This is a genomic window from Kitasatospora sp. NPDC059462 (assembly GCF_042749955.1).
In the GTDB taxonomy this organism is placed as follows: Bacteria; Actinomycetota; Actinomycetes; order Streptomycetales; family Streptomycetaceae; genus Kitasatospora.
In genome coordinates, this window is record NZ_JBHYUU010000126.1 from 1 (window position 1) to 16477 (window position 16477).

Here is a 16477-nt window from a genome sequence, read left to right on the forward strand (position 1 = left end):
GGCAGGAAACGCCTCCGCTTCCGCTTCGGCAAAATTCCAGCGCAAGCGCTGAAATTGAATTCCGCAAGCGGAATTATATAGGCGAGGAAAACCCGCTTCGCTGGGTTTTCTAGGATTCCCGCAAGCGGGAATCCGATGGCTGACTGAGCGGGGTGGGTGCATCACGCGCGGCACCGTGTAGGCCCAGAAATCCCGCGCCACCCCTGGCCTCTAACGCTCCGTGACCTCACAGTCAGTCAAGGCCGGCACCCCTTGTCGAGCCCGGTGGACTCCGCTTCGCTCCGCCCACTCTGAATGCCCGTCACTGCTCACCTCCAGAACCCTTGCCACGGGATGAGTGTACCACTCGAAGCGTGGCTTCATGCCCGAAAATCGCCCGCATCACCTTGAAGCGTGAAGCTTCGGCAAGCCTGATGCATCACAGTGATGCACTGTGTAGAGTCAGTGTTGCAGGCACACCCCCGGTGTTCGACTCTCTTGCGGGTGTTGTGCGATCAAGGAAATCCCCTCCAGCATTCCACGAAGGGACGGGGCAATGCCCATCGAGTTGCGGGACCACCAGATCGAGGCGGTCGACGCGATCATTCGCGCGCTGGACATCCCGCCGGGCGGGGCGATTCCGGCGCGCGGGCTGCGGGCGCAGATTCACGCGGCCTGCGGGACCGGGAAGACGTACATCTGCGCGGCGGCCGCGCGCCGGATGGTGCCGCGCGGCCGGGTGCTCGTGCTGGTGCCGACGCTGGCCCTGCTGGGGCAGACGGTCAAGGCGTGGCGGGAGGTCGGGCACACGGGGCCGGCGGTCGCGGTGTGCTCGATGGAGGACGACGTCGAGCTGTGGTCGATGGACGTGCGGTGCACGACGAACCCGATCCGGCTGGCGATGTGGCACGGCTCGGGGCCGGTCACCATGTTCGCCACCTACAGCTCGCTGGGGGTGCTGGCGGAGGCCTTCGAGGGCGCCTACGGCAAGCGCCTGGACCCGCTGGACCTGGCGGTGGTCGACGAGGCGCACCGCACGTCGGGGAGCTTGGGGAAGGCGTGGGCGGACATCCACCACCAGGAGGTCATCCCGTCGGCCCGACGCCTGTACGCGACGGCCACCCCCCGGATCTGGCAGGAGCGGCCGGCTCCGGCCTGGGACCTGCGGGAGGGTGAGCGGCATGAGCGGATGCCGGAGGAGATGGCCGCGTCGATGGACGACGAGGCGATCTTCGGCCCGGTCGCGTGGAAGCTCCCCCTGTCCGAGGCGGTGAAGCGCGGTCTGCTCGCCCGGTACCAGATCATCGTCGTCGAACTGACCGACCCGGTCGTCACCCCGGAGAAGCTGATGAGCCCCGAGCGGCGCCAGGAGGAGATCCGCGGCCAGCGGCTCGGCGCCCTCCAGGCCGCCATGCTGCGCACCATGGCGCAGCACCGGTTGCGGACGATGATCACGTTCCATCACCGGACGGTGGAGGCGAACGCGTTCGCGGAGGGGTTGCCGGCGATGGCGCGGCGGCTGCACGCGGCGGATCCGGAGACGTACCCGGAGCGGATCTGGGCGGGCTGGCTGAAGGGTGAGCACGCCGGGGAGCGGCGGGGGCGGGTGATCGGGGAGTTCGGGCGCAGCGCGTTGTGGTCGGTGTTGTGCAACTGCCGGGTGCTGGGTGAGGGGGTGGACATCCGGGCGGTGGACTCGGTGGCGCTGCTGGATCCGAAGGGGGCGCCGCACGACATCGTGCAGGCGATCGGGCGGGCTTTGCGGCAGCAGCCCGGTGAGGGGAAGCTCGCCAGCCTGATCGTGCCCGTGTTCCTGAAAGAGGGTGAGGCGCCGCAGGACATGTTCACCTCCGGGAGTTACCGGCCTTTGGTGAACGTGTTGCAGGCGCTGCGGGCTCACGATGAGGAGGCCGTGGAATTGCTGGCGATTCCTCAGGTCGAGCAGAAGAAGGAGGTGGAGCCGTCCACGGATATCGGCCCGGCTCCGAAGGAGGGCGAGAAGGAAAGCCGGATGCTGCTGCGTTTTTCGGCTCCGCGTGACCCGGTGATGGTCGCGAATTGGGTGAGCTTCCAGGTGATCGACACGGAGCGTCAGGACTGGGCGAGGGGGTGGTCGGCGGCCGAGAAGTACTACAAGCGGGAGGGGCACTTGCGAGTGCCGTTCGACCACCGCGAGGCGACGAGGGCCGGGCTGGAGCCGCACCAGATGTACCCGCTGGGGCACTGGGTGAGCGAGCAGCGCAAGGCGTACGACGCCGGGCAGATGGAGGGCAAGCGCGTCGAGCGGCTGGAGGCGCTGGGGATGGTGTGGGATCCGCTGGACGCGGCGTGGGAGGAGAACCTCGCCGCGTGCCGGGAGTACTACAAGGACCACCACACCCTGGCGGCGCCGCGCACCGCGACGGCGTTGGACAAGCCGGTCGGGCAGTGGCTGTCCAACCAGCGCCGCCCCGGCGTCCTGGACGGCCGGCCGGACCGGGTGGAGGCGCTGGAGGAGATCGACCCGGACTGGAAACCGGCGTGGCCGCTGGACTGGCAGCGCCACTTCGCCGCCGTGCGCGAGTGCGTCCAGGGCGGCGCCGAGCTGTCCGATCTGCTGCCCGGGGTGACCCTGCACGGGCTGGACGTGGGCCGGTGGCTGGAGCGCCAGCGCCAGCACATCGTGTGGCAGAGCCTGATGGACGGGCAGCAGGGGCGCCTCGCCGGGCTCGGCATCGAGCCGCTCCCGGCCCCGGCCGGGCAGGAGGGCGCGGCGGCGAAGAAGGCCGGCGCTGGGAAGCCGAGCGCGTTCGACCGGGGCGTGGCCGCGCTCGCGCTGTACCGGGAGCGCACCGGATCGGTGACCGTGCCGCGCCAGCATGTCGAGCCGGTCCCGGACGGCGACGGCGGCACGGTGGAGGTGAAGCTCGGTGTGTGGATCTCCAACACCAAGACCCGCCGGGCGAAGCTGACCGGCGAGCAGCTGGAGCAGCTCGCCGCGCTCGGCCTCGACTGGCGCTGACCAGCCCGGCCCTCTTGCCCGCTGAAGGCTCTCCAGGGCGCCTGTGCCCGCTCTGCCCGCCGTGTCCGAGGAACGCGGCGGGCAGAGCCGTCTCCGCCTCCTCCAGCGGCCTTCCAGGGCCGCCCGCGCCCCGCGCCGCCCCATCCACGCGCGGCCGGCACCAGCCGGACGCCGAAGAAGAAAGGGCCCGCCGCAGGCGCCGAACCCTACCGACCAACGACAACTGCCACTACAACAACTACAAAGACCAAAGAAGAAGAAGGAAGGAAGGGTTGTCGGGGTGGTGAGTTCAACCTTTCCAGCTACTCACCACCTGCCCTGACCTGCTGTTTTCCCTAAATTCTGGGCGCAGCGGGCGGGCGGGGCGGCAGCCGGTTGGCGCACCCGTTCTCACCACCCCTTACCGGGCCGGTTAGTGCACCCGTTGTCGGATCGTGACCGCAGGGACGGCTAGTGGTGAGAAAACCGGTGAGAACCGCGGGCTTCCATGCGGTGCCCGCTGCCACCAGGGCAGCGGGTACCGACCCGAGGAGTCCGTGATGGCTGTTCCGCCCGAGATCGACCACGACGTGATCGCCGCGCTGTTCCAGTTCCGGATGGCCACCGCCGAGCAGCTGCGCGTCCTGCACACCCCGCACGTTGGCCCGGAGCAGATGCGCAAGCGGCTGCGACGGCTCAAGGACGAGGGCCTGGTCGAGGCCGTCGTGCTGCCGCAGGCCGGGAAACTGCAGGCGTGGTTCCTGACCGAGCACGCGGTGCGGATCGCCGCGACCTTCCCCGAGCTGGAGGGCGTCGCCTCCCCGCCGCTGCCCGAGGACAAGACCGCGGCCCGACTTCGGGTCGGCCACGTCCTGGCCGTCGTGCGCACCCACGTCGCCTTCGTGGCCGGCGCCCGGGCGGCGGGGGACGAGTGCGGGCCGCTGGACTTCCTGCCCGAGGTCTACCACCGCTTCGGCGAAGGCCGGGACGGAGCGGTGATCCCCGACGGCCTGCTGCACTACGTGCAAGCCGGGCAGCACCGTCGTCTGCACCGGGCGTTCGTGGAGGTCGACCGCGGCACGATGGCCAGTGAGAAGCTCGCCGCCAAGCTGATCGGCTACGCCCGCTTCCACGAGCACCACCCCGTCCCGGCCCACCTGCGGCGCACCTCCTACTCGCAGAGCGTTCTCCCGGCCTGGCAGCAGCGGTACCCGGCCTTCCCTCGGCTGCTGTTCGTCCTGGCCGACACCGGCGAGCAGGCCGCCGGCCGACGTGTGCGTGACCTCCAGGCGCTCGCCGACGGCCACCCGATGGTCGCCCGGATGCTGATGACCGTGAAGGCCGGCGTCGCCCGCCTCGCCGACCTCGAGGAGCACGGCCCGGGCGCCGCCGTCTGGGAGACCCTCGCCAACCACACGCGGGGCCGGTGCAGCGCCTGGGAGTTGTAGGACCGCCCGGCGGCCGGTGCCGTGCCGGGCATCAAGGTGTCCGGCCCCCGGCATCAAGACATCCGTCAAGGTGCCGGGGCCGTCTCCAAGGTTGGAGGCCGGCCATCAAGGAGTTCTCCAAGGTTCGGGGCCCGGCATCAAGGAGTCCGCCAAAGTTGGAGAACACCTTGATGGCCGCCTCGGCCTGGGCCGTTACGTGATCGTTGCCGCTGGAGGTTGGATCGCCAAGGGATCCGCCAAGGTGTGCGGGATTCCCTTCGGCGACCGCGCGGGGCACCCGGCCCCGCGCCCGCCGAAGGGCACCGTGATGACGACGGAGACGACGAGCACGACCAGGGCGATGAGGCGCAGGGCGCGGACCGGGGCGGAGCCGGACAGCGAGGCGCGGGAGGTCGAGATCTCCTGGGCCGTGCTGGCCTCGCTGTTCCAGTTCCGGATCGCCACCGCCGAGCAGCTGCGGCAGCTGCACGCCCCGGACGGCAGTATCGAGAAGATGCGCGGCCGGCTGCGGCGGCTGCGGGACGAGGGTCTGGTGGTCGAGCTGGTGCTGCCGCAGTCCGGGCGGGCGAAGGGCTGGTTCCTGAGCGAGCACGGGGCCCGGATCGCGGCCGCGTTCCCGGAGCTGGCCGAGGTGCCGGCGCCGCGGCTGCCGGGGGATGCGACGGCGTTCAAGTACACGCTGTGGCACCAGTTGGCCGTGGTGCGCACGCACCTGGCGTTCCTGGCCGACGCCCGGGCGCGCGGGGACGGGTACGGGCCGTTCGACTTCATCCCGGAGGTCACCCACCGCTTCGCCGAGGGCCGGGACGGCTCGGTGCGCCCGGACGGCCTGCTGTACTACGGGGTGCGCGAGCCGGACGGCACGATCGCACGGCTGCGGGCGTTCGTGGAGGTCGACCGCGGCACGATGGGTGCCGAGCGGCTGGCGTCGAAGCTGCACACCTATGCCCGCTACTGGTCGACGAAGACGCTCCCGGCCGGGATGCGCTCGGGCACCATCGAGGCCGAGCAGGGAGGCCGGGTGCCGCTGTGGCAGCGCCGGTACGTGCGCTTCCCGCGGCTGCTGTTCGTTCTCACCGGCACCGGCCAGGTCGGCTTCGACAACCGGGTCGACGAGCTCCAGGTGCACGCCGAGGACCGGCACGTCGCCAAGATGCTCACGGCCGTCCCGGCCGCCGCTGCCGGCCTGGAGGCCCTCCAGCAGTACGGACCGACCGGAGCGGCCTGGTACCCGCTGGCGGACCGCCAGGCCGAGCCGCTCGGCTTCCACGAACTCACCGCCGCCGGCCGGCACAACTGACCGGCCCGCTCTCACCTTGATGGCCGCCCCAGCACGCCCGGTGGTGGCCATCAAGGTGTTCAGCTCAACTCACCAACCATCTGACCTGCCGCGTTACCTTTCCGTGATCTATCTTCCAAGGTTCCGTCGATACCTTGGAAGACCATCAAGGTGAGCGGCCTGGGCCCAGGGGCGGTCACCAAGGTGAGCGCCCCCGAAGCCGAGGAACACGATCGGGGGGGTTCGGCCGTAGTAGCCCGCAGCAGTGCTCCAGGCCGCTACGGTGCCGGTGGACCGGCCGGTCCGCAGGCGCACGAGGAGGACTGCGTGGGGCGCGAGAAGTCCGGCAAGCCGCGGCGGCCCCGCTCTGGGGCGGATCACGACCACCGTGGCTGGGGCCTGGAGGCCATCCCGCAACCGGGCGGCTGGCAAGCGGACAGCCGGCTGTTCGCGGAGGTGACCGGCGCGGCCTTCGCGGGCTGCGTCTCCTGCCAGGACATGGCGCTGACGCTGCTGGTCGAGGACGCGGTGACCACCGCCCGGCTGGTAGAGCTGGCGTGCGGCGCGATCATCGAGCTCGTAGGCGACATCCCCGCTGCCCTGACCGACCTCGAAGCGCCCGGCGTCGCCAGCCCGGAGTTTCGGCGCCTGGCCCGCGCCGGACTGGGCGCGACGACGGACGGCATGTACCGGGAGTGCGAGCTGATGACGACCGCCGAACGGCGCTCGGCCGCGAACACCGCCCTCGATACCCTCGTCGGCTACGCCGCGGCGCGCTGAGCAAGTCCAGGATCTCGCCGACGGGATCACTCCTCGCGGCGCAACGCGGCTGCGCGCCGGTCTCGGCGACGCCGCCACCGGCGGTGCTGTGCACATGGGGCGGGTGGCCGCCCGGGCACGCCCGGGCGGCCATCAAGGTATCCACACCCGGCTCCACCGGTGCTTTGACCTGCGATTTTTACCCGGCCTCCAAGGTTCGCGGGGCCCCGGCGGGACGGCCTCCAAGGTGTCGGGGAAGCCTTCCAAGGCGGTCATCAAGGTGACCGGCCGGGCGGCGGGGCGACCATCAAGGAATCCCGCCGGAGCCCGGGGCCGGGCATCAAGGTACCCGGGCCAACCATCAGGAATCCGCCCGCCCATTCCGGGACGGCCGTCAAGGTGTGTCGGCGGGGCGCGGCCGGACGCGGATCCGCTCGCGCGTACGATCCCCTCCCGTGGGCAAGCAGCAGAAGACCTTCGAGTACCCCGACCGCCTGATCGAGGCACAGCGCGCGCTGGAGGCCGTGCAGGCCGAGCGCCGGGCCCACCTGGCCGCGCTGCCGGCCTTCAACGGTGACCTGGAAGCGGCCCGCGAAGGCCTCGCCGAGGAGCAGCTGGCGGAGTCGGCGCGCCTGGAGGAGGCCGAGCGGCAGGCCGCCCACCGGGTATGGGCGGACGAGTACTGGGCCGGGCTGTCGGGCGAGGACCGGGTCGCCGCCCGCAGCCGGCTCAAGCACGTCGGCGAGCCGGCGGAGGGCGCGGCGGCGTAGTCCGGCGCCGGGAGCCGTACCGCCCGTTACGCCCGGTAGGGAACCGTCGAGGGGGCTGCTTCGTCGGCGCGGGGCGGCAGCGTCGGCAGCGGCCAGGCCGGGTCCGGTGCCCAGGTGGGCCAGCCGGCGGCGAACGGCCCGGCCTGGCCGTCCAGCATGCCGATCGCCCGGCCGCGGGCCCGGTCGATCTGGCCGGCCGTGTAGTCGTCGACCACCCCCAGGCGGCGCAGCTGGGCGTACTCCTCCTCGTCCTTCCAGTGGTGCCCGGACAGGTCGGGGGTGACGACGAGGTCGAGGGCAAGGTCCATCGTGTCGATGCCGAGGCCGGGCTGGCGCTGGTAGGGACGTTCGAAGTTGACGTACCAGCGCAACGGCTCCCTGGTGGCCGCGTCCTGGAAACAGTGGACGGAGAACCACTCGCCGGCCAGGAAGTGCGAGCGCACCTCGGTGCCCTGCCAGCGGTGGAGGCCGAGGGTCCAGGTGCCGGCCGCGAGGTCGGCGAGGCCCTGCTTGCGGGCGGTGTCGTCGCCGGTGGCGAGCGAGGTGATCCAGGTCGTGGGGGCCAGGCTCTCGATCCCCGGCCAGGAGGCCAGCGTCAGCACGAGGCCGGTGTCGTCGACGACCCGCTGTGGCATGGCGGTCCACACCCGGCCGGCGTGGACGTCGCGGCGCACCACCGTGGTGCCGGGTTGGAAGAGGTTGGTATCGGTCACGACAGCAAGCCTTCACTGCGGCAAACCTTCCCGACAGCACGGCCGGAGAGTCCACTCGAAAGAGTGACGCACCGGTATTCCGGCGGCCGCCGCCCGGAGCCGGGTACGGCATCGGCCGGGCTCGGCTCGGGTCGGCCCTCAGGACGGGAATCGGGGGTGCAACAACGCGTTGCACCCCGAGCCTTCCCCGCGATTCGTGCAGGTCAGGGGTGCAACGCGGGGATCGGCCAAGGCCTTCGCGTTGCGCGCGTTGCATCCCGTGTTGCACCGTCAGCAGGCCAGGTGCAGGCCGTCGTGGAGCAGGACCTCACACGCCCGCGTCCGGACCGCACTGCTCGGTGTCCGTGTTGGTGGTCACCGCGGCCAGGCCGGGCAGGCGGGTTCGTGCCAGGTCGTCCGGACGACGACCCCGCCGTAGGTGAGGTGCTCGCTCGACCAGGTCCGGCAGCACCCGCCCGCCGGACGTGAGCGGGCCGGCACCGACGGCCTCGCGGCCCGGACCGGCGTAGCAGGCACGGGCACGGCGAGCTGGGCCGGGCCGCGCCGGCGCCTGGCCGAGGGTGTCGTCATGCCGAAGGCTCTCCCCACCCGGCCTGGCCGTCCAACCCGGCGACCACCCGAACGGCCCAGCCTGTCCACGGACCGGTGAGAACGGGGACAGTCCCGTTCTCACCGGCCTCTGACCTGGGTAGATACCCGAAACTCACCGGCCGGTGGCTGCCCAGGCCTGGCAATCTCACCGGGCCTGGGAGGGAAACTCACCGGCCGGTCGGCGAAACTCACCACCGCAGGTCAACGGAGGTGCCCAAACTCACCGCCGCAGCTCAGCAGCCCTGCGGCGAGGAGCAGCCGGTCAGGAGCGCCGCCACCAGGAACGGGCGCGTTTCTCCTCGGCGGCCGCGGCGTCGAGCGCGGCCTGTTCGTGCTCGGCCTCCTGCCGGGCCCGCTCGTCGACCGGAAACGCCGGATTCGAGCGGAAAGGGCGTGGAGGTGCGGGCGGAGGTGCCCGTGGAGGTGGCCGCGGGCCCCTTGTCCCGGTCGGGCGAGGCCTCGCCCGGGAGCCGCGGCCGGTGGTGGCCGGCGGCCTGGCCTCCGCCGTCGTCGTCGTGGGGTCGGGTTGGGCAAGCGCGGTGGTGGTCATCGAGGTGGCCTTCCGTCAACGGTCGGCCGGGACCGGCGCGGTGGCCGGCCCCGGCACCCGGGCGAGGACCGGGGTGCCGCCGACCCTGCACACCGACCCCTTGTCCGCGGTCTGACCGCACCCCTTGACCAGCCCCCCTTGTCCTGTCCGGTTTGCCCTGGTCAAGGGCCTTGTCCTCCCGGTTTGTCCGTGACCGGGATCACCCGTGGACGGGAGGAAGCGGCCGGGCCGGACCGGCGGCGGCGAGGCCCTGATCGAGCGCCAGGCGCAGCAGGGTGAGGGCGTCGTTCGGGTTCGCGGACAGGAGCGGGATGTCGTCGGTGGCGTCGGCGACCGGGCGGCCGGAGATGAGGGCGATCCAGCTGCCCGCGTCGTCGTAGACCTCGGTCCATCCCGCCAGGCGGCCGCGGTGTTCGAGGGCCTGGGCGTCGGAGCGGCCGGGCCAGGTGAGGTGGACCAGGCCGTCGCCGAGCGCGTAGTCGCGGTGCGGGTCGCCCAGGCCGCGCAGGGTCGGCGGCGTCGAGCCGACGGCGGCCGCGAGCGCCAGGTCCGGCACCGGCACCCCGCCGGGCCCGGCCGGCGTCGGCGCCGTTGCGGGTGCGGGTGCGGAGGGCGGGGTGGTCGGGGCTGCGCGGAGGAAGGCGTCGAGGGCGAGGTCGGCGCTGCGGTAGGTCTGCGGGCGGCTGAAGCGGTCGGCGACGATGCGGCCGGGCCGTCCGTCGCCCTGGTGCTCGACGGCGATCCAGCCGCCCAGGCCCCACGGGCCGTCCGGCAACAGGGCGGTCCAGCCCTTCACCGCGCCGTCGTGCAGCACGAGCTCCACGCCAGGGGCGGTCCAGGTCGCCAGCTCCCAGCCCGGACCGAACGTCACTGTCAGGTCGTCCAGCCGGTCGGGCCCACCGAAGCGGGCGTACGGGTCGACGACCGCATGGCGCAGCGGCGTGTTCGCGTCGGCGGCGGTGAGGGTGCCGGCCGGGCCGCTCCCGCTGGTGGTGTTTTCGCCCCGGGGCGTATTACCGGCTGCCGGGCGGGGGGAGGCGTCGGCCGGACTTTCGCCCCGGGGCGATTCACCCGCGCCGAACTTCTCCCCGGAGGGTGCCGGGAAATCGCCCCGGTGCGCAATTCCAACGGCCTGGGCGTCGCCCGGGTGGAGCGCGTCCCGCACGTCCTGCGCCCGGGCGAGCAGCCGGGTGGTCAGCGCGGGGATCTCGTGGGCCAGCTCGGCGTAGGCGGCGGCCGGGTCGTCGTCCACGGCGGCCAGGAAGGCGTCGATGTGTCGGCGGACGGCGTCGGCGATGTCGAGCAGCTGCTGCCGCTGCGGCGGGAGCGTCCGGTCCTGCTGCGGATCGGCGGTCGGCTCGCCGTCCGGGTCGGCCTGGGCGGGCAGGTCGGCGGTCCGGGCCTTGGTGCGGGCCCGGTCGGCGCGGCTCTTGCACGCCTGGGAGCAGTAGGCCAGGCGTCGGCCCCGGCCGGTGCGCGGCGGCAGCGTGTTCTTGCACTCCGGCCCCTTGCAGCGCGCGGGCTCGGCCTGATCGCCGTCCAGCTCGAACAGCGCCACGTCGCCGCCGTTATTTCGCACCGGTTCGTTTTGCATGGCGTGATCGTAACCAGGAGCGGCCACCGAATTTCGAACCGGGGCGCTTTTCCTCTCCGAGCCCGGCGGCGGCCGGGGCCGGGCTTTTCGCACCGGCCCGGAATCCCGTACTGGTCGGCCCGCGGCCACGTTGTCCCGCACCCGCACGTCCCCGGTCGCCGTGTTGTCCCGCATGTTGTCCCCGCCGCGCAGCAGGTTGTCCCGCACCGCGCACGCGCAGCGGCCGGCGCGCAGCACGACCGGCTCGCTGCGCAGCGCTGCCCCGCCGTGCAGCAAGGCCTCCCTTGCTACATCGAAGGGAGCAGCACGCCCCGGGTGCAGCAAGGGTGCCCTTGCTGCACCCGCTGCTGCCCGTGACCGCCGGGGCGCTGGGGCGGTTGCTGCTGTGTGACGACTTCTCTGCTGTCCCGGCCGCCGGCCCCGCGCCGCGCCGTCGCCCTCGGCCGGTGAGCGCGGTCCGGCCCGGCCGGGCGCGGCGGGCGCTCGGTCCTGGCGCTGCCCGGGTGCTCGCCGACACCGTCCGCTCGCCGCGCACCCCGCCGCCCTGGTCGCCGGAGGCCGTCGACGCCGCGCTGCACGGCGTGCTGGGGCGGTTCGAGGCGACAGCCGAGACGGCCGGGTGGCGGGACGCCTTCGACGGCCTGGACGAGGACGTCCTCGGCGAAGCCGCCGCGGAGGCCCGCGCGTTCGGCGCCGATCCGGCGGCCGCCGTCGACGACCTCGTGGGTGAGCTCGGCCGGCAGCTCGCCGCTTGGCAGGAGGCGATCGGCGAGCTGGGCCGGGAGCTCACCGCGGCCGCGCAGGAGCGGCCGCTGCCCGAGTGGGCCGCCGACGCCGGCCGCTCCGAGGACGTCCGTCGGCGCCGGGCCCGTCAGGCGCTGCTGGAGGCCATCGCCCGCCACCACCACGGGCCCCTGCCCGGCGAGGAGCCCGACGACCGGCCGTGGTGATCACCCGTGCCCGGGGCACGGAAGAATGGGCCGGGTGACCAGCAGCCAGCCCCTGCCCCGGGGCCTCAACTCCCTGATCCCCAACACCCGCGCCCAGGCCTCCGCCGGCGAGCGCGCCGCCTCCCAGCTCCTCCACCTGCGCGAAGCGACCGTGCCGGTGCCGGTCCTCGCCGCGGCCGCCGAGCTCATCGCGCCTCAGCTGAAGAGTGAGGACGCGGCGACCCGGGAGGCGGCCACCGCTGTCCACGCCCGGCTGCTCGCCGCGATCGACGGCGCCGCCCCGGGCCGGTAGCCGCTGTCCTCTGACAGGCGACCTTGACCGATTGACAGGTGAGTTTGACCGCCAGGCCGTCAGCGGCAGATCCAGTAGCTGTCGCCCTCCGGGTACCTGTGGCGCTCACCGGTCGAGCGGGTCACCACGACGGCGCCGACCTCGTACGAGACGCGGTCGCCCGCCGCGACGAACACCGGCCTCTCCAGCTCGACATGGAAGTCGGAGTGGAGCTGGAACTCACTGAGGAGCAGCATCCGCGGCACCGGAGTGACGCCGTCGAAGTCGATACGCATGGATCGAGCATCCCGGAGGGCCCAGTGCGACCGCGACAGGTTTCCCGCCCTCGAAGCGCACCGCATCGGGCGGCAAGCCCGCAGGAATCAGGCCCCTGGCCAAGATACAAGTGGCAGGAACCTGCTGGCAGTCAAGATCGGATGGCAATCGGTCAAGATCGCCTGTCACAGGACAAGCCGCCCGCCGGGCCGGATGTCCCAGCCCCTGTCCCAGCTCGAGCGCGGAGCGCCACTACCAGGGAAAACGGCTCGGACTGTCCTAGCGAAACGGGTGGAATCGGACACCTGAGACACGGGGTGGGACAGGACTGGGACAGCCCCCGTCCCACCCCGGTCGGCCCGTCCTCCGACGCTCCGCCTACAGGTGCGGGCCCACCCGCAGCACGGTGACCGCGCCGCCGTCGCGGCCCCAGGCCCAGTGGATCCACCAGGCGCCCGGCCCCTGGTCGATGCAGGACGTCCACGCCGCCGTGCCGCGGTGGCCGGGCAGGACCGCGTAGCAGTGGCTGCGCAGGCCCGGGTGATGCGGGTCGGCGGCCAGATGCTCCAGCGCCCGGCGGACCCGGCGCAGCCGGCGCGGGTCGGCGCGGCGCCCCTTCTCCAGGCGGGCGAGGGTCCGGGCGGCGGCGGGGGTGTAGTGCAGCATCGGCATCGGTCTCCATCGGCGCGGGCATACGGAAGGGCCCGTCGCCCCCTGGTCGGTGGGGGTGACGGGCCATTGGCGGGTCGTGCGGACGTACTGGTCGTCGGTGGGCGGGGGCGGGACGGTCGGGGTAGGTGCCGATCGATTGTGGCGGCCGTCGACCCGAAGGCCACCCCCGATCCGGATATGTGGGCCGATGCGAGATCAGTGCACCGAAGCTCCACATGTGGGCCATTCCTGCAACTAGGCCCCACAACGCTTTCGGGTGAGCAGATCCAGATAACGCCCACACGGGCAAGGCCTGCGGGCTACGGTGCGCCCATGACCACCACCACAGGGCCCGTCATCGCCACGGCCAAGGTCGGACAGCGCGGCCGGCTCATCCTGCCCACCCAGATCCAGCGCGCCGCACGCATCACCGAGGGCGCCCTGGTCGCCATCCGGACCGCCGACGACGGCACCATCACCATCGAACCGCTCTGGGCCGTACGGGACCGGCTCCGCACCACCGTCGAACCGCTCCTCGCCGGCCACCTGCCCTCCGGCCCCGCCCGCATGCTCACCGGCGGCCACCTGCCCGAGGACGAGAACCCCGGCCCGCTGCCGGCCGCACTGCGCCCCCTGCCGGACAGCACCCCGATCCTGCCCCTCGGCGATCAGCGGGTGGTGTTCACCGCCCGCGCCGTCCTCGCGTGGATCGGCGGCGGGCCCGGCTCCCGGGAGGCCTCCTGGCTCGGCCAGGCCGTGCTGCCCGAGCCCGCCGTCGCCGAACTGGTCACCGTCCTCGCCCGCGTCGGCGCCCACGACCGGGCCGAGGCCGTACTGGCGGAGCTCGCCGTCGTCGGAGTGCGTCAGCCGGGGCCGGCCAAGCACCGCGCCACCCTGGCCGGCGACACCGCGCTCGCCCTGGAACTCACCGCCCAGGCCGCGGCCGCCGGCGTCGACCTGACGATGCCGGACGCGCTGTGCGCGGCCGCCGCCCACCGGCTCGGCCTTCCCCTTCTCGCCGCCGACCTGCTGCCCGCCGAAGAAGGCGCTGCGACCGTGGTCGAAGAAGCGGAGCAGGGCCAGGAGCGCGAGCCGGCGGCCGACCAGCCGTAAGCGCGCCGGCGCCGCTCGACGCCGCGCCCTCTACCCGGTCACTCCTCACCCTGCGCTTCGTCGGCGTCCGGCGGCAGTCCCGCGATCCGGGCGAGGCGGCGGGTGGCCTGGACGGCCATCGCGAACGCCAGCATCAGGGACTCGTCGACCGGCGGAACACCCGCCCCGTCGTCGAACGACGGGGCGTAGTGATAGGTGACCATCGCGGCCGCGGCGCTGACCAGATCGCGCGCGGCGGCCAGGGACTCGATGTCCGGGGCCTGCTCGTCCGGCCCGGCCGCCCGGCTGAGGTCCCCGACGAGCAGGCCGATCCGCAGCACCACCAGCAGCCGCTCGGCGTCGGCCGCGGTGGGCATCGCGGCCGCCACGACCTCGCCCCGGACCGGCCCGTACGCGGTGCGCAGCGCCTCGATGTCCGCGCCGGTCTGCTCGGCGTCCATCTCGGCGCCGACCAGGTGCGCCTCGGCCGCGCCCAGCAGGGCGGTGGCCAGCATGACGGCGCGGGTGGCGTCGTCGGCGACCGGGTCGGGCTGCCAGTCGGCGCCGAGTACGGCGAGGGCGGCGCTCAACTGCTCGATGTGTTCCACCTCGCGGCCGGCCACCCGCAGCCCCTTCGTCGCTGAGTCCGTGTGCCCTCCAGGGTGGTCCGCCGGGGCCTGGGGCGAGCGGGAGGCCACGCCGGATTCACCTGCTCGGGCGCCGCCACGGGAACGGTCAGGTCACCAGCGATTCCTCCAGGCCGGCGAACCCGGCGTACCAGGCGACGTCCTGGACCGGGACGGGGCCGACCCCGAGTGCCGGGGCCACTTCGGCGAGTGTCACCGTGTCGCAGCCCTGCGCGGCGAACCGGTACTCCATCAGGGTGTTGTACGCCGCTCCGCGCAGATACGGCCGGGAGCGCGCGAGGAACTCCAGTTCCTTGAGCACGGTGGTCACGGCCCTGACCACGCTCCGGCCCCGCTCACCGCCGGCGATCAGCACGTCGGCCAGCGCGTCCCACCGGTCCGCGTACGGCCCGTCCGGGGCCGGCCATCCGGCCTCCCCGGGCTGCGGGAACTCGATCCCGACCCGGGCCCAGAGCAGCAGCTCGTCGGCCAGGAGGTCCACACGGATGTCGCCGATCTCGCCAGTACGCATCCGCAGCCGCAGCGACTCGGCGACGCCGGCGACGACCAGGGCCCAGTCGTCTTCGCCCATCACGACCTCCGCGCGGGAGGTCAGCCGCTCCGGCCGCCCGCGGTACCAGGCGACGACCGCCTCCGCCCACGGCCAGGCGTCCGTGAACGGATGCCGGCCGTCATGGCTGACGGCGTACCGCTCGGCGTGCTCCTGGAGCTCGGTGTCGGGATCCCACACGGTTCCGGCCTCCCCGGGTCGATGACGGACAGCCAGTAGTCTGCCCGCTCCCGGCCGCCCGTACGAGACACTCCAGACCGTCACCACGGCGACTGCCCGGTTCTACGGGATTCCGCCTCGGACGGCGCCCGGCCGAGTCATCATCGCGGCATGGACGATGACCTGACCCCGCCTCCGGGCCACACCGCGCGCCTCGACCAGCTCGCCGCCACGGCCCGCGACCTGCCGGCCGAGACGCGCGAGCGGATCGAGGCCGCCACCACCCAGGTCCGGGAGAACCCGAGCGCGCAGGCCGTGGCCGAACTGCTGGCCGAGCTCAAGGCTGCTGGGCTCGGCGGGTAGCGCACCAGCGGTCCGACAGCTCCGGCAGGCCTCGACGCCGCTCTCGGCGAGGCGGACCTCAGGAAGGTGGAGCTGGTGGGGCGGCCGGGCGAGGAGTCGAAGGCGCGGCGGCCTCCGTGTCCGGGCGGGCACGGGATGCAGGCGGCCGGGTCCCGGGAGGCAAGGGGGGTGTTCCGCGGGGCCCGGCCGGTGGGAGGCCAGCTACGCCGGGGAGGACATGGGCGTGGCTGCTCTGCCCGGCGGCCCGGTGGTGCTGTGGCGGGGCCGCCGTGCCGGGAACAGTAGACCTGCCTGCCAGGTCACCGCTAGGGCTGTGACCTGTGATCTTTCGGCCGCGAACATGCCATCCGCACGGTGTAGCCCTCCCGTTGGACCGGGTACCTCACAGGGGGTGTGCTCCGGCGGCCGGTGCGCCACGATGACGCGATGCGCAACAGCACCCAGGCGATGGTCGACTTCCTCCGCGACAAGTACCGCAGGAACATCGAGATGCAGGAGAACATCTTCACCGCCTTCACCGACGGCCGGATCGGCATGGAGCTCGGTAGTTCCCCCGAGGCCCGGGCCGACTTCGCCCGCCGGTCCCTGCACGAGGCCGAGTCGATGCTGGAGCTGTTCGAGACCACCATCGTGGCCCACCTCGGCACCGCCGGCCCCATGGGCGCCATCGCCGAGCAGCAGCTGCGCATCCTCGCCCGGCCGTTCCTGTAGCCCAGGCCGACGCGTTCTCCCGGGAACGATCCGAGCATGGACGAGGGGTTGGCCCGGGGTACCGGGGCCACCCCAGCTTGAAGCCGCCTGGGGGGTGGTGGCCGCGTGGGGGGGGCGCGGGGAGGGGTGGGCGGTCGGGCACGC

Annotated in this window: 16 protein-coding genes; 10 read left to right on the plus strand and 6 right to left on the minus strand. The window is 73.0% G+C overall.

Translation table 11 applies throughout. The features are described from left to right. The first annotated feature begins 535 nt into the window (after positions 1-535). The 5 genes from ACFXAM_RS26715 to ACFXAM_RS26735 all read left to right on the plus strand — a co-directional run bounded on the left by ACFXAM_RS26715 (position 536) and on the right by ACFXAM_RS26735 (position 7215). Positions 536-2980: a Helicase associated domain protein gene (locus ACFXAM_RS26715; protein ID WP_380294862.1), complete on the plus strand. Its 2445-nt coding sequence runs from the start codon at positions 536-538 to the stop codon at positions 2978-2980. A 539-nt stretch (positions 2981-3519) separates the two neighbouring features. After that, positions 3520-4407 (plus strand): replication-relaxation family protein, encoded by an 888-nt coding sequence (locus ACFXAM_RS26720; protein WP_380294863.1) that lies wholly within the window; start codon positions 3520-3522, stop codon positions 4405-4407. A 340-nt stretch (positions 4408-4747) separates the two neighbouring features. After that, on the plus strand, positions 4748-5707 hold the full coding sequence (locus tag ACFXAM_RS26725) for a replication-relaxation family protein (RefSeq protein WP_380294865.1): 960 nt from the start codon (positions 4748-4750) through the stop codon (positions 5705-5707). Between the two features lie 306 nt (positions 5708-6013). Continuing rightward, a complete protein-coding gene (locus ACFXAM_RS26730; protein ID WP_380294866.1) occupies positions 6014-6466 on the plus strand; it encodes a hypothetical protein in 453 nt (150 codons plus the stop codon). Between the two features lie 434 nt (positions 6467-6900). Further along, positions 6901-7215: a hypothetical protein gene (locus ACFXAM_RS26735; protein WP_380294868.1), complete on the plus strand. Its 315-nt coding sequence runs from the start codon at positions 6901-6903 to the stop codon at positions 7213-7215. Positions 7216-7241: 26 nt separating this feature from the next. Here the strand turns inward: ACFXAM_RS26735 and ACFXAM_RS26740 are convergent, their stop codons facing one another. Both ACFXAM_RS26740 and ACFXAM_RS26745 read right to left on the minus strand, forming a co-directional pair. After that, positions 7242-7928 (minus strand): DUF402 domain-containing protein, encoded by a 687-nt coding sequence (locus ACFXAM_RS26740; protein WP_380294869.1) that lies wholly within the window; start codon positions 7926-7928, stop codon positions 7242-7244. A gap of 1340 nt (positions 7929-9268) precedes the next feature. Next, entirely contained in the window at positions 9269-10663 is a 1395-nt protein-coding gene (locus tag ACFXAM_RS26745; protein ID WP_380294871.1) for a hypothetical protein, read from the minus strand. A 326-nt stretch (positions 10664-10989) separates the two neighbouring features. Here ACFXAM_RS26745 and ACFXAM_RS26750 point away from each other — a divergent pair, with 326 nt between their 5' ends. Beyond that, positions 10990-11613: a hypothetical protein gene (locus ACFXAM_RS26750; protein ID WP_380294872.1), complete on the plus strand. Its 624-nt coding sequence runs from the start codon at positions 10990-10992 to the stop codon at positions 11611-11613. Positions 11614-11647: 34 nt separating this feature from the next. Then, on the plus strand, positions 11648-11905 hold the full coding sequence (locus tag ACFXAM_RS26755) for a hypothetical protein (RefSeq protein ID WP_380294874.1): 258 nt from the start codon (positions 11648-11650) through the stop codon (positions 11903-11905). A 59-nt stretch (positions 11906-11964) separates the two neighbouring features. On the opposite strand, the gene ACFXAM_RS26760 is transcribed toward ACFXAM_RS26755, so the two are convergent. Both ACFXAM_RS26760 and ACFXAM_RS26765 read right to left on the minus strand, forming a co-directional pair. Then, the gene (locus tag ACFXAM_RS26760; protein ID WP_380294876.1) at positions 11965-12180 is read right to left on the minus strand and encodes a hypothetical protein; all 216 of its coding nucleotides are present in this window, start codon (positions 12178-12180) and stop codon (positions 11965-11967) included. 358 nt (positions 12181-12538) lie between these two features. Further along, on the minus strand, positions 12539-12832 hold the full coding sequence (locus ACFXAM_RS26765; protein WP_380294878.1) for a hypothetical protein: 294 nt from the start codon (positions 12830-12832) through the stop codon (positions 12539-12541). A gap of 312 nt (positions 12833-13144) precedes the next feature. Here ACFXAM_RS26765 and ACFXAM_RS26770 point away from each other — a divergent pair, with 312 nt between their 5' ends. Then, on the plus strand, positions 13145-13924 hold the full coding sequence (locus ACFXAM_RS26770; RefSeq protein WP_380294879.1) for a hypothetical protein: 780 nt from the start codon (positions 13145-13147) through the stop codon (positions 13922-13924). Positions 13925-13962: 38 nt separating this feature from the next. On the opposite strand, the gene ACFXAM_RS26775 is transcribed toward ACFXAM_RS26770, so the two are convergent. Both ACFXAM_RS26775 and ACFXAM_RS26780 read right to left on the minus strand, forming a co-directional pair. Beyond that, a complete protein-coding gene (locus ACFXAM_RS26775; protein WP_380294880.1) occupies positions 13963-14526 on the minus strand; it encodes a hypothetical protein in 564 nt (187 codons plus the stop codon). Between the two features lie 112 nt (positions 14527-14638). After that, complete coding sequence (locus ACFXAM_RS26780; protein ID WP_380294882.1) at positions 14639-15280, minus strand: hypothetical protein; 642 nt, start codon at positions 15278-15280, stop codon at positions 14639-14641. Between the two features lie 150 nt (positions 15281-15430). On the opposite strand from ACFXAM_RS26780, the gene ACFXAM_RS26785 reads away from it, so the two are divergent. Next, the gene (locus ACFXAM_RS26785; protein WP_380294883.1) at positions 15431-15622 is read left to right on the plus strand and encodes a hypothetical protein; all 192 of its coding nucleotides are present in this window, start codon (positions 15431-15433) and stop codon (positions 15620-15622) included. A 426-nt stretch (positions 15623-16048) separates the two neighbouring features. Beyond that, positions 16049-16333, plus strand: a complete 285-nt coding sequence (locus tag ACFXAM_RS26790) for a hypothetical protein (protein WP_380294884.1) — start codon at positions 16049-16051, stop codon at positions 16331-16333. The last annotated feature ends 144 nt before the right edge of the window (positions 16334-16477 follow it).

What these genes read in the sequence shown, in the direction of transcription:
- ACFXAM_RS26745 (WP_380294871.1), bottom strand. Translation starts at nt 10,663, where the DNA reads ATGCAAAACGAACCGGTGCGAAATAACGGCGGCGACGTGGCGCTGTTC.
- ACFXAM_RS26715 (WP_380294862.1), top strand. Translation starts at nt 536, where the DNA reads ATGCCCATCGAGTTGCGGGACCACCAGATCGAGGCGGTCGACGCGATC.
- ACFXAM_RS26720 (WP_380294863.1), top strand. Translation starts at nt 3,520, where the DNA reads ATGGCTGTTCCGCCCGAGATCGACCACGACGTGATCGCCGCGCTGTTC.
- ACFXAM_RS26790 (WP_380294884.1), top strand. Translation starts at nt 16,049, where the DNA reads ATGCGCAACAGCACCCAGGCGATGGTCGACTTCCTCCGCGACAAGTAC.
- ACFXAM_RS26770 (WP_380294879.1), top strand. Translation starts at nt 13,145, where the DNA reads ATGACCACCACCACAGGGCCCGTCATCGCCACGGCCAAGGTCGGACAG.
- ACFXAM_RS26725 (WP_380294865.1), top strand. Translation starts at nt 4,748, where the DNA reads ATGAGGCGCAGGGCGCGGACCGGGGCGGAGCCGGACAGCGAGGCGCGG.
- ACFXAM_RS26760 (WP_380294876.1), bottom strand. Translation starts at nt 12,180, where the DNA reads ATGCGTATCGACTTCGACGGCGTCACTCCGGTGCCGCGGATGCTGCTC.
- ACFXAM_RS26785 (WP_380294883.1), top strand. Translation starts at nt 15,431, where the DNA reads ATGGACGATGACCTGACCCCGCCTCCGGGCCACACCGCGCGCCTCGAC.
- ACFXAM_RS26765 (WP_380294878.1), bottom strand. Translation starts at nt 12,832, where the DNA reads ATGCCGATGCTGCACTACACCCCCGCCGCCGCCCGGACCCTCGCCCGC.